Origin of the sequence: Actinosynnema sp. NPDC023587, assembly GCF_040640215.1 — a bacterium.
Lineage (GTDB): Bacteria > Actinomycetota > Actinomycetes > Mycobacteriales > Pseudonocardiaceae > Actinosynnema.
Window position 1 is genome coordinate 228199 of sequence record NZ_JBFABG010000008.1, and the last position, 23286, is coordinate 251484.

Below are 23286 nucleotides of genomic sequence, written 5' to 3' on the forward strand. Positions count from 1 at the left end.
GTCAGCGGGAGTCGGTTGCCGGGCCGGCGGCGGTGTGAGCGGCGGTGGCGTCGTCGACGGGAGCGGGGACGCGGTAGAACTCGCGGCCCCAGCGCAGGCGCACGATCGACGGGCCTCCACGGCGTTGCCATCGGGTCAGCTCGTCGGCCAGCAGAGCGTAGTCCAGAGGGATTCCCTTGTTGCGCAGCAGTTGTGCCATACCGCGCAGGTGGTGCACGAGTTCCTCCAAGCTCTGCGCGGTTCCCAATGCCTGGAACCGGCGCAGCACCGGTGGCACGAGCGTGCCGAAGTCCTCCGGGTGCAGCAACCGCACCGCTCGACCCAGGCCGTAGCCGCGTTGGTGCATCCGCTTGCGCTGCGATTGCTGGTGCGCCGCGTACAGGGTCATCGCCACGTGCGCGGCGGTCTCCGCCGGAGTCGGTTCGTCGCCGGCCGCAGGGCCCGCGAACTTCTCCGACACGGTGTACTGGAGGATCTCGTTCACGCTGCCCACGGGCTTGCCCACACCGCGCCGCAGCCGCGCCAACCCGGCCACGGCGTCGGACCGGTTGGCGAGCACGCCTTCCTGCAACGGCAGGATTCTGGCGTGGACCTCGGCACCGACCTCGGTCAGCTCGGCCCACTTCGGCTGCTTCGACGCAGCCGCCCGTTCCTGCGCGACGGTCACGACGCCACCTTGTCCTTTTCGGTGTCGGTCTGATCGGTTTCGGGGTATGCGTAGGGAAGCGCGTTGCGCAGCGCGGTGCGGAACCACCGGTCGGCGTGGGCCGAGGTGATCAGCCGGCCACCCACGACCCGGCCCGACCACGCCTTCATTGGAGCCTGCCGCAGCAGGTCCGCCCCCAGTGTCCGGACAGCTCGGTCGGCGGTGCTGTGCCATTCGGTCGCGGCGGCCTCCGGGTCGGTGGCCGGGCGCAGGTCGCGCAGCCACGTGCGGAACAGCGGGTCGAACTCGGCGTAGGCCGATTCGATGGCCCGCGCCCGAGGCGCTTCCTTCTCGAACTTGCCCGCACCTGCCGCCGTGGCGATGTTCTCGGCGAGCCTGCCCAGCGCCTGTGCCGCGTTTTCCGCGGCACGAACGCTGGTCACCGCCGTCTTCGCCAGTTGTGCGTCCTGCACGCGCAGCAGCACCGCCCGCATCGACAGCACGTCGTCGACGATGTCCGTGGTGGTCGCGCTCTGGGAACCGTAGGTCATGCCGATGGTGTGCAAGCGCACGGGGAAGTCACCGCCGATGACCTCCTCGACCTCGGCGATCCATTCCAGTACCCGTGGTGCCAGAAATGGGGCGGCTTCCCCGTCCTGGGCGCGTTCCGCGCCGGGCAGCATCGCCTGCAGCCCTCGCCAGACCGCTTTCTGCGGATCGTGTTCGCGCGGCATGTAGACCTGGGCCCGGCGTAGCTTCTTCTCCTGCGCCTTGCTGCGACGCCACCCGGTGTGCGGTTCGAAGTCGTGCTTGTCCTGCGGTGTGATGCGATCACCGTTGCAGATCAGCACGCGGGTCACCCGCTCACCGTCGCGGACCAGGCGCAGGCGTCGGCTCTGCCACGTGTAGAGGTCGACCGGGCCCGCCGGACGTCCGGCGGGCGCGTCTTCGTGAGGGCCCAGAGGGTCGCGTTCCCACGGTGGCAGGTCCGACGAGGACCGTTGCAGCACTCCTGCCCGCGAGGGGATCAGATTCAGCAGCAGGGTGTCGCGCAACGTCCGCCCCTCGGGCAGGACACCACCCAGGTAGCCGGCCCACCCGGTGCCGATCGGGTAACCCTTGCCGCTCTTGACCCGGTCGTCACCCATCGCGCCGGACTTGATCCCGGACGGGTCGAAGGCATGGCAGTGCACGACCCAGCGGGCGGCCTCGGCGAACGACAACGACACCTCCCCACCCAGTCGGGTGGTGAAGAACGGGTGACCGTTGGGCATGTCGGCGATCAGCTTGTTCAGCTCCGCCACCTCGCCCTTCTGCGTGCGCAAACCGGCGACCTGGAGGAACGGGGTTCGTTCGTGGAACAGGTCGAACCGCGCGCGATGGCGGTCCAGGTAGGCGCGCACGTCCCGGTGGGGAAGCTCGTCCCGCAGCCACATCTGTTCCCAGTCGTCCAGGTCCCTCGGCCCGTCGACCGCGCCGTGCAGCACGGCCAGCAGCAGCCGCGTCAACGCGAACACCTGGGTCGGCACGTCACCGACCAACCCGGTCAGCGTGTGGGCCCGTTCGAACACCTCGGCCAACGACAACTCGACAGGATGGCCGTCCACCGTACGTGCGGTCAGCCACGGCTGGTCGATCAGGTCGAACGGCCTCGGCTCATCGTTTTTCATGCACCAGTCCCCTGCGAGGGTCGTAAGTCAAGCCGAAGTGCGCTTTGCCGTGCTTGACCACGGCGCGGCGTTCGTCATCGAGGACCAGCACCAACTGCCCGCGCAACAACGGCGATGTCTCGAAGCTGGAGAAGTAGTTCTGCTGCAAGGCATCGATCACGTCGAGGTCGATCCCGGGGTGGCTCATCGCCGGTGGCAGCCTCAGTCCGCACGCCGCGACCACCCGGGCCTGCGCCGGTTCCATCTCCAGATCGGTGGGGATCGGCATCCCGCCGCCGCGTTCGATCCACTCGGGTGTCAGCAGACCTCCGGCGGCATCGCTCCGCACGACCAGGACCTCCAGCGACTCGGCACCGTCACGCACCTGCGCCGCACCGCGAGAGGAGTCGTCGGTGTCACCGATCCCCGCTCGTACCCAACCGACGAGTGACAACCTGGTCGAACCGACCTCGTCCAGCAGGAACGTCCGGGCAGCGGTGACCCGGTCGGCAGCCCGGCGAGCAGCGTCCTCGGCCGCGTCGACCATCGCCGCCCGCCACGAACCGGGGCCCAGGGGTTCGGTGCCGTAGGCGGACTGCACCAGTGGCGCGATGTCGGCGGGAAGCTCCAGCGCGTCGCGGTCGACCAGCAGCGCGGCCGACCGCAACAACAGGTGATCGCCGTAAACGCGCCGTGAGCCGGGCACCGCCCGCACGGGCTCCCCCGCCCAGTCCTCGACACCGACCAGCGCACAGCGCGCCTGCCGCACCGGCACGGGCCGTGTCCGCTGATGTCGGTGCAACCGCCCCAACCGTTGCAGCACGAGGTCCGCCGGTGCCAAGTCCGTGACCATCAGGTCGAAGTCCACGTCCAAGGACTGCTCGACCACCTGGGAGGCGACCACGACGTGCAGACCGGGACGCGCGCCTTCCGGTCCGAACCTGTCGAGCAACCCCTTGTCGATCCGCGCCCGGTCGCAGGCGAGGAACCGCGAGTGGTTGATGGTGACGTTGTCCCTGCCGAACTCGTCCTCCAGTCGTTCGGCGGTCTCCTGCACGCGCGTCACGGTGTTGCGCACGACGACCGCGCAGCCACCCTGGTCCAGGTGGGTGCGCAAGTAGGACACCAACGTGTCCAGGTCATCGGGCAGGCGGTCCAGCGCCACCGCTGTGCCGGTGTCCGGCAGCGGCAGCTCCCGGACCGGCAGGCCGCCGGACGCGGAGATGGACGGGTAACCGAGATCCGGTCGCACCTCGTGGGTGTCGCCGTCGTAAGCGGCGAGCAGTTCGGCCCGTCGTTCGGCGGGCAACGTCGCCGACAGCAGGACCACGGGGACGCCGTACGCGCCGAGCCAGTGCAGGACGCGGTTCAGGTACCGCGACATGTACACGTCGTAGGCGTGCACTTCGTCGATGACCACCACCTTGCCCGCCAAGCCGAGGTGGCGCAGCATCAGGTGGCGGCTCTTCAGACCCGCGAACAGCACTTGGTCGATGGTGCCCACGACGAAGGACGCGAGCACACCCTTCTTCCGACCGCTGAGCCAATAATGCGCCACGGCCGGCGTCTCGTCGTCTTCGCCGGCGGACGCGAACCGCCCCTGACGCATCAGTCCCGCGAACCGGTCGTTCAACGAGGCTTTGCCGTGGGCGAGCGTCACGCTCACCGAGCCGTCGCGGCCGGGCACGGCGCTCAACCACCTGTCCACCCGGTTGAACATGGCGTCGGTGGTCGCCTGCGTGGGCAGTGCGAAGAAAACCCCGTCGGCCCCAAACGCGGCGGCGAGTTCCTCCGCGGCCAACAACGCCGCCTCCGTCTTTCCGGCACCCATCGGAGCCTCGACGATCATCAAACCCGGCTTGGTCATGGCCTCCGCGGTCCGCACAGCCGCCGTCTGCACCGGCCGCGCACCAGCGGCATCACGCTTGAACCTGGAGCGGAAGGCGGAGTCGACATCGGAGCCGACGCGCTGCGGACGCCACCGCGAGGGCAGTCCGAGCTGGTTCCAACCGTCCTCCAGTCGAGCCTCCACGTCGAAGTCCTCGGGCGGCTCGTGCCCCTCCAGCAGTGGGAAGAAGTCGGCGTTGGACGCGATCCAGTCGGCCAGGATGACGATCGAGGTCAGCAACACCTGACCGGGCCTGCTCAACCGCACGTCGCGGTACCGGTCCAGAGGAACACCGGCCGAAGCGCGCTCCAGGAAGTACGCACGAGCCCGTTCCCAGGCACCCTCGCCGATCAGCTCGTGTTCATGGCTGATCTCCTGCAGCGTCAACCTCTCCGGCGGCACACCGTGGTGACTGCCCACGACGCCGGCCAACTGGTCGGCGATCACCGATCGAGGCGAGCCGTAGCGAGAGGCCAGGAAGTCGCGGACCACCACGTGACCCACCAGCTCGTGCCGCACCCGACGTCGTTCGGGATGCGAGAAAAGGCCCTCCCGCACGAACAATCCGGCATCTCGCATCCGATTGGCCAGAACCGGCACCTGAATGGAGAAAGCCCTGGAAGCTTTGCCGACGTCGTGCACTCCGGCAAGCCAACAGGCCAGAAGGCGAACACCTTCGACGCCGTCAGGAAGGTCCCGCGCGATTCGACCGACGACCTGCGGCGACAACCACTCGTCCACCAACCTACCCGCGACGGCGGCAGAGTCGTCGAGGTGCTGCTGCAAGGGCAACCAGTGCGTCAACCGGCCGTGCCGATCATGGACGGACTTCGCCCAGACCAGACGCCAGTCGACCACCATGTGCGAATGCCCCTTCCTGCGAACGGCGGTAAGCCGTGAACCACAGCGGGGACATATTCGAGAGTCCGGCAAGCGTTACTCACCGAGCTCCGAATACACCCGAATGAACCAATCCAGACGTATGCAAGCCGCAAAAGTAGGGCTACGGCGGGCCAATAGCCGGCCTCGGTCCGCCGTAGACCTACTCGACCGCCGGCCTATCCGATCCAGCGGCGCAGCACGTCGACGGTCGCTACGAACGCCAGAACGAACGCGGCGGAACCCGACGCACCGGTGGCACCGACCGCAAGCAGCGGGTTGACCAACTCGCGCACGTCAGCCCAGGTATCAAGGGCGGCACTCATTCCGATGCCGGAGGCGAGCAGCGCCGCGCAGGCCAAGATCGACAGGCGACGAGGCGTCAGGGTCATCGACTGGCTGACCGGTGGATCGTTGGTGGTGCTCGTTAAGATCGCACTCACCTTCTTCTCTGCGCACGTGGAGTTGGAGGTAGTACGGGCTCGAGGTCCAGTCGAGGCCGACCCCCTGCGGCGAGCGGCTGACCGCTCGCCGCAGGGGTTACAGACGGCATCACCGTCCACATCCCCGCTGGAGCAGGGAAGACTGCTAGTTCCAGCCGGTGCGATGTGCTGCGCGTCCCGCTGGATCACCCTGCCTTACGGCCGGATCAAGCACCCTCGACTTGTGGGCGAGGTGTGCCCAGTGAGTGCAGCTTACCGAGCAAGATCACAGGAACCAATCAGCAGGTGGGCTTAATGGTTGAACCTGTGTGATGAGCTACACGTCCCGCCTTTGTTCCTACGACGGCTTGCCTTGCAGTTGGCCCACCAGCCGTAGCTCAGACACGACTGCCAAGCAAGCGGGCCGGGCCGGCCAGTCCTTACTCGGGCGATACCCAGACCTCTCGGTACGGATTGCACGTAATCCGCAAAGACAGTTGAAGATGGTGTAGCGGTCCTTCAGTTAGGCAGTCCGACGGCAGCGGAAGCAGTGAAGCCACACAGGCCACTACGCGAACAAACCGATGCCAGAACACCGAGTCGCCCTGTAAAATGCCTGATCAACAAGTGTCTTCCCCGCGCGAGCGGGGGTGGTCCCCAGCGCCCACAGGTCCCACCCGGACAGTCCCCGTCTTCCCCGCGCGAGCGGGGGTGGTCCTTCGCCGACCGGACCGAGCTGGTGAACGTGTCCGGTCTTCCCCGCGCGAGCGGGGGTGGTCCCCACGTGGTTGCCGGGGCGTCGTGCCGGGGGTCGTCTTCCCCGCGCGAGCGGGGGTGGTCCGTAGGAGTACGGGTCCGTCGCCCAATCGTCGGGGTCTTCCCCGCGCGAGCGGGGGTGGTCCCGGAGTGCGCGCGTGCATGGTCAAGCTCTCCCAGGTCTTCCCCGCGCGAGCGGGGGTGGTCCCAGGCGGGACGTGCTGACGGCGGGAACCGTCGTGTCTTCCCCGCGCGAGCGGGGGTGGTCCCGACACGGGCCAGGCACTGCTGGCCGGATGGAAGTCTTCCCCGCGCGAGCGGGGGTGGTCCGTGCGGCGTCGAGTTCCGCCAGAAGTTCTGGGAGTCTTCCCCGCGCGAGCGGGGGTGGTCCTCACCCGGCCACGACCACTCCGTCGTGCCCACCGTCTTCCCCGCGCGAGCGGGGGTGGTCCCCACGGGGCGTCGGCGACCTGCTCGTCCCACGCGTCTTCCCCGCGCGAGCGGGGGTGGTCCCCACAGCGGCACGGCGGGCCGCGCGACGGGCGGGTCTTCCCCGCGCGAGCGGGGGTGGTCCGGCGAACGAGCTCGTGAGTTGGGTGGCGGGCCGGTCTTCCCCGCGCGAGCGGGGGTGGTCCGGCCGCGCGGTGGCCCGCCTGGTCTGCGATGGCGTCTTCCCCGCGCGAGCGGGGGTGGTCCCTCCCGGGAGTCCGAGCTGAAGGCCGAGCTGCGGTCTTCCCCGCGCGAGCGGGGGTGGTCCGTATCCGAACGAGTGCTGCCACGTCTGACCGGGAGTCTTCCCCGCGCGAGCGGGGGTGGTCCCCCACCCCCGGCCACCGCGCAAGAGTTTTCTAGCGTCTTCCCCGCGCGAGCGGGGGTGGTCCCTCCATTCTGGAGATAGTTCAATTCGGCGAGGTGTCTTCCCCGCGCGAGCGGGGGTGGTCCGGTCCTCGACAAGTACCGGCGGGCGCACGGGGCGTCTTCCCCGCGCGAGCGGGGGTGGTCCGTTGCTCGCGGAGCAGGGACAAGCAGCGGACCAGTCTTCCCCGCGCGAGCGGGGGTGGTCCGTGGGGGCAGCAGAACCACCCGCCGCTGTTCCCGTCTTCCCCGCGCGAGCGGGGGTGGTCCGCCGATTGCCAGACCCCGGCGCGGTGGCTTCAGGTCTTCCCCGCGCGAGCGGGGGTGGTCCCAGCGGCGTGTTCCCCACGCTGCGCCCCGTGCGGTCTTCCCCGCGCGAGCGGGGGTGGTCCCGCGCCCGTTCGCGTGTCGCGGGGGCCCGAGACGTCTTCCCCGCGCGAGCGGGGGTGGTCCCTTCACCACTACTGGACGTTGCGGCGGGTGCTGGCCTTCCCCGCGCGAGCGGGGGTGGTCCGCGTCACGCGAGAGCACCACAGCCGACCAGGGAGTCTTCCCCGCGCGAGCGGGGGTGGTCCACAACCAGCGACGGGTGCTCTGGAGCGCCTGTAGTCTTCCCCACGCGAGCGGGGGTGGTCCGCCACGCCGGCATGTCGCCCTGGTCGACCGCCAGTCTTCCCCGCGCGAGCGGGGGTGGTCCCACCTGCGCCTTCTGGTCCGCGCGGCGCTCCTGGTCGTCCCCGCGCGAGCGGGGGTGGTCCGCAGGGAAATCTGCACCCACTGTCACGATTGCGGTTTTCCCCACGCGGGCGGGGGCGGTTCGCGCTCCGGCTCCATCCCTCGCCGCACCGCTCTGTTTTCCCTGCGCGAGCGGGGGGTGGTCCCACATCGCAGTCCTGGGCGTCTTCGTGGTGGGCGTCTTCCCCGCATGGACAGGGATGATCCGTAGATCGGCCCGTGCACCTCGAACATCGCGCGGTCTTCCCCGCACGGGCGGGGTCCCCGCTCGTCGTCCAGCTTCGCCGCCTGGCCCTGGTCTTCCCTGCACGGGCCGGTGGGTGGCCCTGGCTTCGTCCGTTCGACCGAGCGACTTTCGCGTCTTTCCCGCAGGGGCGGGAATGGTTCGTGGGGTAGCGGTGTTTCCGGGTGACCAACGTGTTCGCGCTGCCACAGCGTCGTGGACGTGCCGGTGCCGATCTCGGTGGTGCCGTGAAGCAGCAGCGTGAGTTGGGTGCCGGGGTCATCAGCCCGGCCAGGCCAATCGGCGGACTCGATCGCGCTGTCCGCCAGAACGAGTCGGGTTTCAGGGCGAGCACGGCCAAGCCGATGGGCACGTTGAGCCAGAACACCCAACGCCATGGCAACGTCTCGCACACTTGGAGGCCGAGGACCGGTCTGAGGCTGGTCACCGCGCCCAAGGCGCTGAACAGTCGGCCGAGTTGGCCAGGGCGGGCGACCAGAGCCAGGACGGCCTGCACCCTCGCGCCGGCCAGCCCTGGATGACGCGGGCGGCGATCGGTACCGGGATTGATCCGGCCAGTGCGCACAGCGGAGCCCGCCACGAGCTGCCGGACCCGACCATGGCCAGCGCTAGCCATGCCGAAGCGGGCAGCGACTCGGTCAGGGTGAGCAGGTGGCCGGGAGTGCCCATGCACCACTGGGAGCGTCGAGTCGAAGTCGTCGTAGCCGCACGAGAAGTCGAGGTGGACGACCCGGCTTCCCCAACGGATGACAGGTGACCGCGAAACACCTCTCGCGATCACCATGCGTCGCGATAAGCATTGATTCCCACTCACCAGTGAATCTCGCGAGAAAACAGTGTTCCCGCTCGCACCCCGACGCGAGAGGTGATAGCCTCGCTCAGAGTGAACACATGGTAAACAAGTGTCGGGCACGTTCAGCGCCGAAGACGCCCCTTTAAACAATTAACAACATTGGCGCGTCCCTCTGTTAAACCCGGGTTCTATTCTTTGAAAAGGTGGAGGCCTGTGCCCTGTGACCGACGCGCGGAAAATCTGGAAAACTTCCTCGGTGCATCCCGAATGACGCGGGCACGGCTGGAGCAGGAGATCCACGACGCCGCCGGGGCAGAATGCGCCGCCTTTGTCGCGGGCTCCATCACGGAGGGGTACTCGAACGCCTACAGCGATCTCGACGTCCACGTTGTCCGCGACGCCGCCGCCACCTCACTACCCCTGATGGTGCATGTGGACTCCTGTCGGATCGATTTGGCGTTCCACACCCGGGAGAACACCGAGAAGGCTCTGCGCACGGCGGCGAAGGCTCCGGTGGCGGGTGCGGGTGAACTCACCCGGAAGATGTGGGAGCACAAGCGCAAAGCGGTCAGCGCGGCGTCCCGGCTGACGTGCTCGGTGCCGCTCTACGGCCAGGGCACACCGTGGGACGTCCGGTTGCCGGCCGAGGTGGTGCGCGACGGCGCGGCGGACTGGTGGCGGGCCGAGGCGCGCCGCCGACTGGTCGCCGCCCGTCTGCTCGCCACGAGATTCCCCCGAGTGGCCGCCCGGCGCTTCCACGAGGCGCACTCCGCATTCCTGGAAGTGCTGGCGACTCGGTGCGGAGAAGACTACTTCGGCTTCAAGTGGTTGCCGGAGAAGCTGAAACGACTCGGCTGGACGGACGACCTCGCTGCCTTTCGCGACGCTCTGCGGCAGTCCACGAAACCTGTTCCGGATTTCGACTGGTTCGAGCGCCGGATCGAGCCGCTCATCGCGCGCGACCAGGCGGATGAGAAGTACTCGGCCGTGTTCTCACTCGCTCCCGGCGTGAGCCTGACGAGGTTGGCCGGGCAGAGCCTCCTGAGCCGCTGGAACATGCGTGCCGCAGGGCTGTCTTCCGCGTTGTCCGGCCTGGTCCAGGAGGCCGTGGGGCGCGAGGACGGAATCCTCCACACCCACCACGACTGGCGGGACCGGGATGTCCCCGACGGCGTCGTCGAACTGTTCTCGGCGGATTTCCTCTGGCTCGGCGTGGGGATGCGTGAACACCGTGGACGTTGACTTGCACGCGGACTTGCGGAGAGAGGTCGCGTTCCGCGCGTTGGGTGCCGCCCGCGTTCTGCTGACGGTGGACTCGCTGCTGGACGACGTGCGCGGTGCGGCGGGGGCGGGGCAGGTCGAGGTGGCCGTCGACCAGGCCTGCGTCGTGATCGCGAAGCTGGCCGGCATCGCCGTGATGCGCACCGGCGGGGAGATCGACGACGCCGGCGACTACCTGGCCTTCGACCCGTACTCCGCGTTGCCGCCCGACGACGCCGAGAGGGTCACCGAGCTGTTCTCGCTCGCGGTCCGGGTGCTCGACGGCACCTCGGCACCCGACGAGCTGACGGACGCGCTCACCGCGTTCGCCACCGACCTGACCACCCGGATGGGCTACGAGCGGCTCCCGGAGCTGCGCCGGGCAGAGGGCCTGTTCCCGGCCCTGCGGCTCGCCAGGGAGTGGCTGCCGGTGGTGGACCTCCTCGGCTTGCCCGACCTCCTGCCGACGGCGTGGACGAGGGAGGTCCGGTGACAGCCGACCGGGAGCCGCCGGAGAACTCCCCCACCGCCTGGTCGGGTCCGCTGCCCGTGCTCGGCGACCTGGTGGAGGCCCTGGTGGAGGCGGTCGACCCCCGGCTGCCGGTCCGGTCCCTCGCGGCGGACCGGCACGACCTGGGGCCACGGGGCCGCGCGATGCCCTGGGAGTCGCGGCTGGAGGCGGTCGACCTGCTCCACGACGTCCTCGGCGACCTGCCCGACCCCGCTCCGGGCCACGCGCTGCGGGGCGGTGTCGCCGAGCTGACCGAACGGACCTGGCAGGCGTTGCGCGCCGCCGCCGCGCGGCGGCGCTGGGACGTGGCATTCGTGCACCCCGGCTACCAACCCGTTTCCCCGGGTGCCTACGAGACGTCGGGGCTCGGGGGCAACGAGACCTCGTTGGTCGTGTTGGCCGAGGCCATGGCTGCCGCCGGCCATCAGGTGACCGTCTACGCGGAGTGCGACCCGCAGGACCACCTGGGTGTCCGGTGGCGTGCGCGGGGTGCCTTCTCGCCGGAGACACCGCGCGACGCCGTCGTGTTCTGGGTGACTCCGGACCGTTCGTCGCTGCGGGTCAACGCCGAGGTGCGGGCGGTGCGGCTGGGCGGTCGGCGTCCCCCGGCCGGTCTGGCGGAGGCGATACGCTGTGGCGCGCTCAACCTCGTGCTCGGCGTATCGCGCCACCAGAGGGATCTGCTGGTCTCCCGGCACGGTGTCGTCGGCGACCACCCGTGGCTGTTGTCGTCCAACGGTGTCCGGCTGGCGGACTACGCGGTCCCGGTCGAGCGCGAGCCCGGCAAGTGCCTCTACTCGGCCGCGCCGTACCGGGGACTCGACCGGCTGCTCGACCTCTGGCCGCGAATCCGTGCCGAGGTGCCGCACGCCGAGTTGTACGTCACCGGGGGCTACCAGTTGTGGGGTGTGTCGCCGGAATCGTCAGCGGACCGCGTCACGACGCTGGTGGGCCGGATGCTGGCCGAACCGGGCGTGCGCTACCTGGGCGCGGTGCCCAAGCGGGATCTGCGGGCGCACCAGTTGTCCGCCCAGCTCTACCTGTACCCGACGCACTACGAGGAGATGGAGTGCGTGGCGTGCGTCGAGGCGGGCGCGGCCGGTGCGATCCCGGTGACGTCGCGCCTGGGTGCCCTTCCGGAACGGGTGGCGCACGGTGTCAGCGGCGTCTTGGTGGACGGGCACCCGGATTCGCCCGGGTACCAGGACGTGTTCGTGGCGGAGGCCGTGGCCCTGCTCCGCGACGACGACCGTCGGCAGCGGATGGCGGGCGCGGCCCGGGAACACGCCGCGCGCTACAGCGCCGACACGACCGCCGCCGAGTGGCTCGGCGGTTTCGAGTACGTCCGACGCCGCCGCTCGTTCACCGACGTCTCTCTGGCGAGATGGGGTAGGCAACCTTGATGGACCGCATCGCCGACCGCTTGTTCGTGTCCGACTTCGAGACCGGTGCCGCGCCTCCCCGTCCGGGTTTCGCGGTGCTCAACGCCTCGCGCGGAGTCCACGCCACACCGGTGGGCGCCGCCGACTACCGGCACCTGCCGCTGCTCTACATCGACGACCCGGGCTGGTGGTCCACTTTGGACGCCGGCGCGACCTGGATCGAGTTCTGGCGCGACGATCGCGGGCTGGACGTGTTGGTGCACTGCCGCGCCGGTCTCGACCGCTCGGTGGCCTACGTCGTCGCCTACCTGGTGCGGCAGGGCATGGAGGTGGACGAGGCGCTGGCGACCGTCAGGGCGGCGCGGGCGGTCGACGTCCGGGTTCCCGACCCGGACCTGGTGCGCGGGCTGCGTGCCTGGGCGGTCGCACGGGCACGTGCCGCTCTTCCCGCTCCGGGGAAGGCGGTACCCGGCGTGATGGTGGTCGGCACCACGGCGAGCATCGGGAAGAGCTTCCTCACCACCGCCCTGGCCAGGCACCTGTCCGACACCGGCCTGCGGGTGGGCGTGTTCAAGACCCTCGTGACCGCCGAGCGCCCGGCCCCGCACGACGCCGTGAACGGTGAACCGCCCGAGGGTGTCGTCGTGGCCGCGCTGGCGGCGCGCCGGCCGCCCCACCCCTCGATGAGCCCGGTCGTGCTCCACCCGGCGCAGTCCCACGTGGACGCGGACAACTTCGCCTACGGTCACCGCTTCACGTTGCTGGTGGACGGCGCGGTGTTCGGCGAGGACCTCACGTGGGCAGACCTCGTCGCCCACCGCGCGACGCTCGAAGACGTGCTGGTGCGCCGCTACCGCGAAATCGCCCTCGACAGCGACATCGTGGTCGTCGAGGGGGCCGGAGCGCTGGTCGAACCGCACAACCCGCTGTCGGCGCTGTTCAACCTGCGCTTCGCCGAGCGGGTGGACGCCAGGACGCTCGTGGTCGGCGACGTCTACCGCGGCGGCGGGGCTGCGGCGGTGGCGGGCAGCCTGGCGATGGTCTCCCCGGCGCACCGCGCCACCGTGCTCGGCACCGTGCTGAACCGGGCCGGCTACGGCTCCGAGTCGGAGTACGCCCGCGACTGCGGCGTGGCGCTGTCCCACGTGACGGGCACCCGCTTCCTCGGGGCGGTCTCGCTGCTGGACGGTGTCGGCCGCATCGCGCTGCACGAAGACCCCGCCGGCAAGGCGGTCACCTGGGACTCCGTGCTGCCCCTGCTGCCCGCGCACGTGCTCGACCAGCTCTCGCTCGACCTGAGGTCCGAGCTGTCCCCGTCGGAACTGTCCACCGCACAGTGATGGAGCCACCTGTGAGCAAGGTCGCGGTATGCCTGTTGGCGCACAACGAGTCCGAAGACGTCGTGCTGCGCAGCGTCGAGGCGGTGCGGCGCTGCGAGGGCGTGACGGTGGACGAGCTGGTGCTGATCGCCAACGGTCCCGCCGCGTCCGCGCTACCGGGCCTGGTACGGCGCTTCCCCGAGCTGAGGGCCGTGCGCATCGACGAGAACCTCGGCATCGCCGTCTCCCGGAACCTCGCGCTCGACGTCACGCGATCGCCGCTGGTGTTCTTCGTGGACGCGCACATGGTGCTCGCCCGGGACGCGCTCGCCATCGCCTGCGCCGAGCTCGAAGCCGGCGCTTGCGCGGTGTTCGGCACCTACCGGACCCGGGGCCGCGACGGGCAACTGACCCACCGCGACCTGCTCTACAGCGCGTTCGCCGGCAAACGGGACCGCCGGGAGCCGCTGGTCGTCTCCCACGACCGGTTCGTCGGCATGACCGGAGGGATCTGCGGAGTGTCTCGGCAGCACCTGGACGGGCTGCGATTCGACACCGAGTTCGCGCTGACCTCCATGGAGGACATCCACTTCCAGCTCCGACTGCTGCGCCGAGGCTCGCCGGTCGTGTACCTGCCCGGTATGGTCGCCGATCACCTGCACCCCTCGTCGCTGCGCGGTCTCGCCCGCAAACGGCTCAAGGACGCCAGGGCGTACGCGCTCCTGCGTCGCCGTGGTGCCAAGCAGGACCTGGTGCTGCCGCGTTCGCGCTACCTGTTCCCCGCACCCCTCGTTCCGCTGGCCGCGCTGCTGTGCGCGGTGACCAGAGGGGCACTGCGGCGCGTGGTGCTGGCGGCACTCGGGGTGAGCCTCGGCAGGGAGGTGCTGCCGCTGGTCCGGGCGGGTGGGCTGTGCCGGTCGCTGCCGATGGCCCTGCTCGACCGGGTGCTGTGGCAGTGCGGCACCCTGGCCGCCGTGTCACCGCTGGGTGCCGTGCTGCGGCCCCCGGCGCGGACGCTGCCCGCGACCGCCACGGTGTCCGAGGCCGATCCCGAGTCGGAGCGGTTCGTCCCCCTCGGCCTCCTGGTGCGCGACGACCAGCGGCACGACTACGTCCACCTGCTCGAACCCGTGAGGTCGGACCGGCTTCCCCTGACCGTCGTCGCCGCGCCGGCACCCCGTGTCGAGCGGGTGCCGTGATGGTCCTGCGCGTCCTGGTCGACGGTCCCGACTTCGCCGGCAAGTCCACCGTCTGCGCCGAGCTGGTGAGCGCGCTGCGCGACGACGGGTTGGCGGTGCTGCACACGATCGGTGCCGCGCACCCGTGGTTGGCCGGCACCGTCGGCGCGGTGCACCGGGCCGACTTCCTCAGGCCGGGTCTGCGCGGTGCCTTCTACCTGGTGTGCCCCGCGCTGGAGCGGTTGGCGACGCCGGGGCTGCGCCGTGCGGAACGGGGGCACCAGGTGCACCTGGTCGAGGGTGGGTACGACCGGGTCGCGGCCTTCCACCTCGCCCGAGGGCAACGCCTCCGCGCGCGGTGGGCGCGCCGGCTGGCCTGGCCGCCCGCCGATCTCGCGGTGTTCCTCGACGCCGACGACGAGGTGCGTGCCGCCCGCTACCGGGCCTCCGGGCAGGGCGACCAGCGGGACGGGGCCCGGTTCGACGGTTCCGCCCGCGCCCGGCACCGGGCTCACTGCGCCGCGTTCCGGGAGCTGGCGTCGGCCGGCGGGTACGTCCGGGTGGATTCCTCCGACGAGTCCCCGCAGCAGACCGTCCAGCGTTTCCGGAGCCTGGTCCACGAGAAGTTGCGGGACGGCGAGAAGGTGGCCACGAGCGGTGGCGCGCGTCCGAGCGTGCTGATCGAGGGCCACGACCTGTCCGGCAAGTCGACGACGGTGCGGCTCCTCGCCGAGCGGTGGCGGGGCGGGGCGGTGACGGTGCGCAAGGGCCCGTTGGTCCCGCTTCCGTTCTGGCGCTGGGTCGAGGCGGAGATGGGGCGGTCGCAGCCGCGCGAAACCCTGCTCGGCCTCTGCTTCGCCGTGCAGACCGTCGCCGACGGCCTGCGCGTGCGCACCTCCGCCCGTCGCCCGCTGGTCCAGGAGTCGTCGATCCTGCGAGCCGTCGCGCACAACTACGCGCGGCGCAAGTGGCTGACCTACGGCCTCCTCCGGGCGGCCTCCTCGGTCGGACCGCGGTTCGACCACCTCGCCGTCCTCATGGTCGCCGACCCGGAGGAGATCACCCGACGCGCGCACCGCCGCGACGCGCTCCGGTTCACCGACAGGCTGTTCGTGGAGGACGCCGAGTACCGCCGCCGCTGGTGCGCGGAAGCCCTGCGCCAGGCAGCGCGGTCCGCGCGGGTTTCGGTGGTGCTCCGCGACACCGGGGCCTGGCCGCTCGCCGAACTGGCCGCCGGCATCGTGGCCCAGGTGGGCGGTGGTCCCGATGCGACTGGATGACCTCGTGACCCTCCTGCCCGAGGACGGCGTCACCCCGCCGGAGGGCTGGCGCGGGGGACACCCCGTCGAGGGTGCCTACCGCCTGGTCGCGGCTGCTGAACAGACCCTGGCCGACGTGCTCACCACCGGCCGGGACGGCTGCGACGGCGAGGTGCTGCGCGCCGTGCGCGAGGCCGCTGTCACGCTCGCCGGCCACGTGCTCGACCTCGCCGGCGGGCAGCGGGCCGTGGACTCCCGGTGCGCGCGGGACGTCGTGGCCGCCCGAGAGGCCATGTGCCGGGCACGGGACCTGGTGCACCGCCGGCGCGCCGGCACCGCGCGCGTCGTCGGCGAAGATTCCTGGTTCAGCGGTGCCGAGGAACTGGTCAAGTCCCCGGAGTGCCTCACCAGCACGCCGACCGACCTGCTCGGCTACGCCACCGCCGCGACGACGGCGGCCACGACGACGGCCGCGCACCTGGTGATCGGGTTGCGGGGCTCCGGGAGCTACCTCGCGCCGTTGTGGACCGCCGCGTTCCGGCGTCACCGGCACGACACCACCTACCTGACCGCGCGGCCCCGCCGCCGCTACACCGAGGTCTCCACCCTCAGCGCCGAGGACCTCGGCATCACCCCCGAGGAGAGGGAGCGGGTGGCCCGCCGGATCGGCTCCGCGAACACCGACGTCCCGGTGCTGCTGATCGACGACGCGGTCAGCAGCGGCGGAACCCTCGCACCCGTGCTGGCCTGGTTGCGCGCGCTCGGCGCGACACCGATCACCGTGTCGCTGCTGCGCGACATCCACCTGGACCGGCTCTCCCCCGCCGTGCACCTCGACGGCGTCCACGTGCACGTCCACGGTCACGGTGGGGTGGTCACCCCGCCGCCGACCGGCGGAGCCGACCCGGCGTCGCTGTTCGGTCGCCTGCTCGACGAGCTGCCGGGCCTGCGCGGCACGACCGTGCACCGGGCCGTGCCGATGCCGCCCGGTTACTGGACCCGTTACGCCGCCGCCCACAGCACCCTCGACCCGGACAGCCTGCACGCCGTCGACCACCGACCGCGCAAGCACCGGTTCGTCCTGGACGCGACCCGCGACGGCCGGCCCTCGCGCCTGGTCGCCAAGTTCGTCGGCCTGTGGCCGTTCGACCTGGAGGAGACCCGGCGGTGGCACCGCTTCGACGTGCTCACCCCGCACTGCCACGGCACCGCCGGCGGCTACCTGTTCTACGACTGGGTCGACGGCCAGGTCGCCGACACCGGCACCGGAGCCGACGGCCTGGAGGACGACCTCGTCGAGCGGTTGGCCGACTACTGCGCCACCGCGCTGCGCCATGACAGCGGCGGCCTGCTGGCGGGCGCGCAGGTGCTGCGTCGGATCGAACGCGCCGTGCGGACCCTGGCCGCCGCGAACTGGCTGGACGACGACGGCGCGGCGGCGCTGGTCTCCGCCGCGCGGCGGCAGGAGCAGCACGTCGGGCGGCTCGTCCAACTGCCCCGAAACCAGGGGGCGTGGCACTTCGTGCGGACGCCGGAGCGCTGGTTCCGGCTGCACGCGGACGCCAGCCACTGGGAACGCAGGCTCGACGTGGCCGAGGAGATCGCCGCGGTCGGCACCGAGCTCGCCCTGCCGCACGAGGCGATCCGTGCCGTCTGTGCCCGGTACGGCGACCTGGGCGGCGACCGCACGGCGTGGGAGCGGGTGCGGTGGGCGGTGCCCCAACACCTCGCCAGGGTGGTCGCCGAGTTCGCCGAGCACGACCGTGCGGTCGCCCGCGTACCACGGCGCTACCGCAGGGCACCGGGCCAGGAGGCCGCGCGGTACCGGCTCAGGCACGATCGGCTGCGGGACTGCCTGCACGACTGGGTACCACGACTGCTCGAAAGCCCGGGACGGGAAGGAGACGGATGAGCCACCGCGTCACCTTCGGCGACGGCGAGTACCGGTTGACCTGGGTTCCCGGGGAGGTGCCGCCGCGCGACCACCCCGTGGTCCAGGCGTCGGCCGTGTGCTTCACCGGTCACCGCCAGGTCGTGCTGATCTCCACGGACGCGAGTTCGTGGGGGTTGCCGGGCGGACACCTCGAACCGGGTGAGACGCCGGAGGTGGCGATGTGCCGGGAGGTCTGGGAGGAAGCCACCGCCGAAGTCCTGCACGCGGTCTACCTGGGTGCCTCCCACGTGCACCGGCTGGACGCGGACGAGCCAGACTTCTACCAGACCCGCTTCTGGGCGCACGTCCGGCTGCGGGAGTTCCGCCCCAGCCGGGAGGCCCGCCACCGGCGGGTGTTCGACGTGGACGAGCTGGAGCGGCGGTTGAACTGGACGACCCGGGACGTCGCCGCCCGCCTGGCCGAGGCGGCGCGGGGCGCGGACGGCGATTACGACTACGAGGGGGGACGATGGACCAACCGACGGCCTGCCTGGACATCCGGGCCGTATCCAAGGACTACGGATCGGTGATCGCCCTCCGGGACGTCACCCTGACCGTGTCCCGGGGGGAGATCGTCGGCCTCCTCGGTGCCAACGGTGCCGGCAAGAGCACCCTCATCGGCATCGTCGCGGGCCTGCTGCGCCCCGACCGCGGCGAAGCCCTGGTCGAGGGTTTCGCGCCGAGCGCGCACTCCAGCCGGGCGCACCACGTCGGGCTGGTCCCGCAGGACGTCGGCGTGTACGAGACGGTGACCGTCGGGGAGCACCTGCGCCTGTTCGGCCGGCTGTACGGCGCGAAGGGCGAGCGGCTGACCGGCGCGATGCGCTGGGCGGCCGGGACGATGGGGCTCACCGGGCTGCTGGACCGGCGGGCGGCGCAGCTCAGCGGGGGGCAGCGCCGCCGGCTGCACGTCGCCTGCGCGCTGGTCGGCAGGCCGAGGGTGCTGCTGCTGGACGAGCCGACCGCGAACTGCGACGTCGAGTCCCGCGCGGCCATCCTGTCCGCCGTCGGCGCGCTGGCGGAACTCGGGATCTGCGTCATCTACACCACGCACGTGCTGTCCGAGCTGGACGAGCTGGCACCGCGCCTGGTGGTGCTGCGATCCGGGCGGATCGTCGCCGACCAGTCCCTCGCGCAGTGGCGCGACATGCTCGGCAGCGCGGTCGTGCTCACCTTCACCGGCGCGCCGCCCGAAGCGGCCCTGGCCATGGGCACGCCGGTGGACGGTCATTCGGTCCGGATTCCCTGCCAGGACCCCGGAGCGGACCTGGTCCGGTTGTTGGACCAGCTCGGCCACCGGCGACACGCGTTGCGCTCCGTGCAGGTGTCCAGGCCCACGGTCGAGCACGCCTACCGCGCGCTGTCGACGACGCCGGCGGGTACGCCGTGACGGCGGCGAGCAGGCAGCGGGTGGCGGCGCTGCTGGCGTTGGAACTGACGCTGCTGCGCCGCAACCGCAGTGTCTACATCGTCCTCGTCGTCGCCCCGCTGCTGCTGGCGATCTTCCTGGGGCCGCTGCTGCGACTCGCGCTGGCGCAGGAGGGCTACGCCAGCGCCACCGGTGCCGAGCAGGTCATCCCCGGTCTGGTGGTGATGTTCGCCTTCTTCGTCGTCGGCAACGTGGCGTTCGTGTTCTTCCGGGAGTACGGCTGGAAGACCTGGGACCGGCTGCGGGCCTCGCCGCTGACCACCGGGGAGATCGTGGTGGCCAAGCTGGTGCCGATGCTGGTGCTGGCCCTCGGCCAGCAGGCGGCCCTGTTCGCCGCGGGGGCGGCGTTCTTCGGCCTGCCGCTGCGCTGGGCCCAGGTGCCGCTGCTGGCCGCGATCGCCGTGTCGCTGACGCTGTTCCTGGTCGGCTTCGGCCTGCTGACGGTGGTGCTGGCGACCAACCTGCGCCAGGTCGGCGTGGTGGAGAACGTCGGAGCGATGCTGTTCGCCGGGTTGGGGGGTGCCCTCACCCCCGTCGCGCTGCTCCCGGGGTGGGCGCAGTCGTTGGCACCCGGCACGCCCACCTACTGGGCTTTGCGCGCCTACCGCGCCGTCCTGCTCCCCGATCGGCCGGACCTCGGCACGGTCGCGCTGTCGACCGGGGCGCTCTGCCTCGCCGCGACCGTGCTGTTCCTGATCGCGGTGACGCGTTTCGACGTCGGCCGCAAGAAAGTGATGTGGGTGTGATCACCGACCCTCCCGACCTCCCGGACGACGGTGCCGCGCGCGGGAACGGCCCGGTGCCGCCGGTGTCCACCTTCGCGCAGAGGCCCACCTCCCCGATGTCCTCGGCACCGCGCCCGATCCAGGTGGACCTGTTGCGCCGCAACGGCCCGCTGTGGTTTGCCCACCACCTGCTCGCCGTGACGGCGCAGGCGGTGGCCGCCCGCAACCTGGCCAGGAGCCGGGCGCTCGAAGAGCGTTACGGGCTGCCCGGCACGAACACCGTGCGCGTCAACCGGACCGTGTGGCAGCGCTGGGACTGGTCGAACGGCGGTCGGGAGTGGACCCCCTCCACCGAGTGGCAGACCGCTCTGGTCGAGGAGTTCGTGCTGGCCCACCCCGAGTCCGCCGGCACCGTGCTGGAGGTCGGACCGGGTGGCGGGCGGTGGACGGTGCCGCTGGCCGGACGGGCCCGTGACGTGGTGCTGGTCGACATCGCCCCGGCGGTGCTGGAGCACTGCTGGCGGCTGCTCGGCAGCGCCGTGCGGGCCGAGTACGTGCTGACCGACGGGCGCTCGCTGCCCGGCGTGCCCGACAGGACCGTCGACTTCGTGTTCTCCTTCGACTGCTTCGTCCACGTCGCACCCGCCGACTTCGCCGCCTACGCCGCCGAGTTCGCGCGGGTGGTGCGCGACGGCGGCGTGCTCGTGCTGCACCACCCCGACCGCCGCACCGGCCGGGGGTGGCGCAGCGCGCTGACCACCGAGCACGTGCGCAGCGCGCTCACCGCCCAGGGGTTCGCCGTGCTGCGGGTGTGCGACCGCTGGGGATCGCACGGCCAGTTCGGCGTCGACGGGTACCGCGACGCCATCACCGTCGCGCGCAAAAAGCCGGTCGGGAGGACCGAGACCGATGGGTGACCCCCTCTTCCCACGCCACTCGGTGTGGCCCGCCGTCGACCACCTGATCGACGCCGACACGCTCGCGGTGGTGGAACGGGACGCGGCGGCGGCCGACGTCCGAGGTGCCGTCGCCGACGAGGTGATGCGGGCGATCAAGGACACCGGGTACTGCGGCCTGCCGATCCCCGCGGCCTTCGGCGGCTCGGCGGCGTCCCTGGTCGAGTGCTGCGCGGTGCAGCGGGCACTGGGCCGGGTCAACCCGGGGTTGGCGGTCGCGTTGAACATGCACCTGTTCTCGGTCGGTGTGCTCGTGGAGCACTGGCGCGCGCGGCAGGACGAGAGCTGGCTGCTGATGGAGGCCGTCGCCACCCAGCGGCGGCTGGTCGCCAACGCCTTCGCGGAGCCCGCCCTCGCCGGTGCCCTCAGCCGGTCGACCTGCGTCGCGGTGCGCGGCGACACCACGTGGACGATCAGCGGGACCAAGACGCCGTGTTCCCTGGCCCGGCGCGCGGACCTGGTGTGCTTCCAGGCCGAGGTGGACGGTTCCGACGGCGAGCTGGTGCTCTGCCTGGTCCCGCTGGACGCCGAAGGCGTGCGGGCGCACGCGAGCTGGGACGCGCTGGGCATGCGCTGCTCGGAGTCCGACACCCTGGTGTTCGAGGAGTGCCGGGTGCCGGACCAATTGGTCTTCCACCGGGGGCGTCAAGCCGCCGACGGAGCCGGCACCGGTCCGCTGACGGCGGGGCTGGTCTGGTTCTGCCTCACCATCGCGGCGGTCTACCTCGGGCTGGCCGAACGCGCGCTGGGCGAGACGGCGGCGGGGTTGCACCAGGCGAAGGTCCGCCCCCTCGGTGCCGGTCGGCACGAGCTGACCTCCTACCAGGCCGAATTCGGTGCGCTGGTGTCCCGTCTGGCTGTGCTCGACGCGGCGTGCGAGTCCGCCGCACGGGTGGCGACCACCGGTCCGGGCGGTGCCGCAGCCGCCCTCGACCTCGCACTGGCGGTCAAGCACGAGGTGTGCCAGGGCACCCACGAGATCGTCAACGCGGCCTGCGGTCTCACCGGTGCGGGTGCCTACCGGAACGACTCGCCGATGTCGAGGCTGCTGCGCGACTCCGTGGCCGCCCGCTTCCACCCGCCGACCAGGCAGGCCACCACCCAGATCCTCGGCAGGCGGGCCCTCGGCCTGCCCGCGCCGCTGGAGCTCTTCGAGGTTCCCGCCGACCACGACCGGCTGCTCGACCGCATCAACGGCCACCACCCCGCGCGGGTGACGTCATGACCGACGACGTGGTGGCCGAGCTGGGCCGCTACCAGTCACGCGCTTGGCCGCTGCTGTTCCGGCTGGCGGGTCTGGTCGACGTGGAAGCCCACGCGGACGGTAGCTGGGTCGTCGGTGAATCCGGCCGCAGGTACCTGGACCTGGGCTCGTTCTCGGTCTTCCTGTTCGGCCACCGTCACCCGAAGGTGGTCGACGCGGTCCGACGACAGCTCGAACTGCTGCCCGTCTCCAGCCGCGCCCTGCCGACCCGCGGTGGTGCTGCGGCGGGGCGCGCGCTCGCGTCGCTGTTCCCCTTCGAGGTCAAGGTGCAGTTCCTCAACTCCGGCGCGGAGGCCGTCGAGGCCGCGATCCGACTGGCCAGGGCGGGCACCACGGGACCGGCGCGCCCGCTGGCCGCCGTGGCGGACGGGTACCACGGGCGCACCAGCGCCGCCTCGGCGCTGTCGGGCCTGGACGGCCCGCACGTCGAGCACGTGGTCCGGCTGCCCCGCGAGGACCGCGACCAGGCAGTCGACCTCATCGAGCGGACCGGACCGGCGGCGGTGTTCGTCGAGGCGGTCCAGGGCGAGGGCGGCGCGCGGCCCTTGTCCGACGACTACCTCGTCGCGATCCGGGCCGCCTGCGACACCACCGGGGCACTGCTCGTCTGCGACGAGATCCAGTGCGGGCTCGGCCGCTGCGGCACGACGTGGGCCTACGAGACGTCCGGCATCCGCCCGGACGTCGTGCTGGTCGGGAAGGCCCTGGGTGGCGGCGTCGTTCCGGTGACCGCGCTCGTGGCGACCGGTGCCGCCTTCGCGCCGCTGGACCGGGACCCGTTCCTGTGCACCTCGACGTTCGCGGGGAACCCGCTCGCCGCCGCCGCCGTGACGGCCACGGTCGCGTTGCTCGACGAGGAGGCCGTCGCCGACCGCTGCCGCGCCACCGGGCGGGCGCTGGAGCAGGTGCTGGCCCGGCTGCACGCGGACTTCGGCGCGGCGGTGACCGGGCACGACGGTCGCGGGTTGCTGCGGAGCCTCACCTTCGCCCGTCCCGACCTGGCGGGCGAGTTCCTGCACGCGGTGCTGGCGCGCGGGGTCCTCGTCACCCCGTGCCTGCGCGCGCCGCGCACCGTGCGCGTGACCCCGAGCGCGTTCCTCACCGCGGACGAGCTGGCGACCGCCGAACAGGCACTGCGCGCGGCTGCCGCCGTCGCCCGGTCCGTCATCGACAACGAGTCCGTACGTTCCTAGCGAAAGGGGC

The 23286-nt window shown here is 71.5% G+C and carries 17 protein-coding genes and 1 CRISPR repeat array; of the genes, 13 read left to right on the top strand and 4 right to left on the bottom strand.

Translation table 11 applies throughout. The annotated features are described in order from the left end of the window. Position 1: 1 nt before the first annotated feature. From casB to AB0G01_RS22450, 4 genes are all read right to left on the bottom strand, one after another. Positions 2-667 carry a type I-E CRISPR-associated protein Cse2/CasB gene (gene casB, locus AB0G01_RS22435; RefSeq protein ID WP_360948478.1) on the bottom strand — a complete coding sequence of 222 codons (666 nt, stop codon included), beginning with the start codon at positions 665-667 and terminating at the stop codon, positions 2-4. Beyond that, the gene (casA, locus tag AB0G01_RS22440; RefSeq protein WP_360948480.1) at positions 664-2316 is read right to left on the bottom strand and encodes a type I-E CRISPR-associated protein Cse1/CasA; all 1653 of its coding nucleotides are present in this window, start codon (positions 2314-2316) and stop codon (positions 664-666) included. Before casA ends, casB begins: the two co-directional genes overlap by 4 nt. Then, on the bottom strand, positions 2303-5116 hold the full coding sequence (cas3, locus tag AB0G01_RS22445; protein WP_360948482.1) for a CRISPR-associated helicase Cas3': 2814 nt from the start codon (positions 5114-5116) through the stop codon (positions 2303-2305). Before cas3 ends, casA begins: the two co-directional genes overlap by 14 nt. Before the next feature lie 125 nt (positions 5117-5241). Continuing rightward, positions 5242-5505 carry a hypothetical protein gene (locus AB0G01_RS22450; RefSeq protein ID WP_360948484.1) on the bottom strand — a complete coding sequence of 88 codons (264 nt, stop codon included), beginning with the start codon at positions 5503-5505 and terminating at the stop codon, positions 5242-5244. 608 nt (positions 5506-6113) lie between these two features. After that, positions 6114-7975: direct repeats of the CRISPR family, unit length 28 nt; unit sequence GTCTTCCCCGCGCGAGCGGGGGTGGTCC. Between the two features lie 1051 nt (positions 7976-9026). Here AB0G01_RS22450 and AB0G01_RS22455 point away from each other — a divergent pair. From AB0G01_RS22455 to AB0G01_RS22515, 13 genes are read left to right on the top strand one after another with little or no spacing between them, the layout of a single operon-like run. After that, positions 9027-10109, top strand: a complete 1083-nt coding sequence (locus tag AB0G01_RS22455; RefSeq protein ID WP_360948486.1) for a hypothetical protein — start codon at positions 9027-9029, stop codon at positions 10107-10109. Continuing rightward, complete coding sequence (locus tag AB0G01_RS22460; protein ID WP_360948488.1) at positions 10099-10620, top strand: hypothetical protein; 522 nt, start codon at positions 10099-10101, stop codon at positions 10618-10620. The genes AB0G01_RS22455 and AB0G01_RS22460 overlap by 11 nt, the downstream gene beginning before the upstream one ends. Continuing rightward, positions 10617-12041, top strand: coding sequence for a glycosyltransferase family 4 protein (locus AB0G01_RS22465; RefSeq protein WP_360948490.1), 1425 nt, complete (start codon positions 10617-10619; stop codon positions 12039-12041). The genes AB0G01_RS22460 and AB0G01_RS22465 overlap by 4 nt, the downstream gene beginning before the upstream one ends. Continuing rightward, positions 12041-13360, top strand: coding sequence for an AAA family ATPase (locus AB0G01_RS22470; RefSeq protein ID WP_360948492.1), 1320 nt, complete (start codon positions 12041-12043; stop codon positions 13358-13360). Before AB0G01_RS22465 ends, AB0G01_RS22470 begins: the two co-directional genes overlap by 1 nt. An 11-nt stretch (positions 13361-13371) precedes the next feature. Continuing rightward, positions 13372-14538, top strand: coding sequence for a glycosyltransferase (locus AB0G01_RS22475; RefSeq protein WP_360948494.1), 1167 nt, complete (start codon positions 13372-13374; stop codon positions 14536-14538). After that, on the top strand, positions 14538-15797 hold the full coding sequence (locus AB0G01_RS22480) for a hypothetical protein (protein ID WP_360948496.1): 1260 nt from the start codon (positions 14538-14540) through the stop codon (positions 15795-15797). The genes AB0G01_RS22475 and AB0G01_RS22480 overlap by 1 nt, the downstream gene beginning before the upstream one ends. Then, a complete protein-coding gene (locus AB0G01_RS22485) occupies positions 15784-17688 on the top strand; it encodes a hypothetical protein (protein WP_360948498.1) in 1905 nt (634 codons plus the stop codon). Before AB0G01_RS22480 ends, AB0G01_RS22485 begins: the two co-directional genes overlap by 14 nt. Next, entirely contained in the window at positions 17685-18239 is a 555-nt protein-coding gene (locus tag AB0G01_RS22490) for an NUDIX domain-containing protein (RefSeq protein ID WP_360948500.1), read from the top strand. Before AB0G01_RS22485 ends, AB0G01_RS22490 begins: the two co-directional genes overlap by 4 nt. Beyond that, positions 18179-19099: an ABC transporter ATP-binding protein gene (locus AB0G01_RS22495; RefSeq protein ID WP_360948502.1), complete on the top strand. Its 921-nt coding sequence runs from the start codon at positions 18179-18181 to the stop codon at positions 19097-19099. Before AB0G01_RS22490 ends, AB0G01_RS22495 begins: the two co-directional genes overlap by 61 nt. Further along, positions 19096-19884 carry an ABC transporter permease gene (locus AB0G01_RS22500; RefSeq protein WP_360948504.1) on the top strand — a complete coding sequence of 263 codons (789 nt, stop codon included), beginning with the start codon at positions 19096-19098 and terminating at the stop codon, positions 19882-19884. The genes AB0G01_RS22495 and AB0G01_RS22500 overlap by 4 nt, the downstream gene beginning before the upstream one ends. Continuing rightward, the gene (locus AB0G01_RS22505) at positions 19881-20780 is read left to right on the top strand and encodes a class I SAM-dependent methyltransferase (protein WP_360948506.1); all 900 of its coding nucleotides are present in this window, start codon (positions 19881-19883) and stop codon (positions 20778-20780) included. The genes AB0G01_RS22500 and AB0G01_RS22505 overlap by 4 nt, the downstream gene beginning before the upstream one ends. Then, positions 20773-22044: an acyl-CoA dehydrogenase family protein gene (locus AB0G01_RS22510; protein WP_360948508.1), complete on the top strand. Its 1272-nt coding sequence runs from the start codon at positions 20773-20775 to the stop codon at positions 22042-22044. Before AB0G01_RS22505 ends, AB0G01_RS22510 begins: the two co-directional genes overlap by 8 nt. Then, positions 22041-23276: an aminotransferase class III-fold pyridoxal phosphate-dependent enzyme gene (locus AB0G01_RS22515; protein WP_360948510.1), complete on the top strand. Its 1236-nt coding sequence runs from the start codon at positions 22041-22043 to the stop codon at positions 23274-23276. Before AB0G01_RS22510 ends, AB0G01_RS22515 begins: the two co-directional genes overlap by 4 nt. Positions 23277-23286 lie beyond the last annotated feature (10 nt).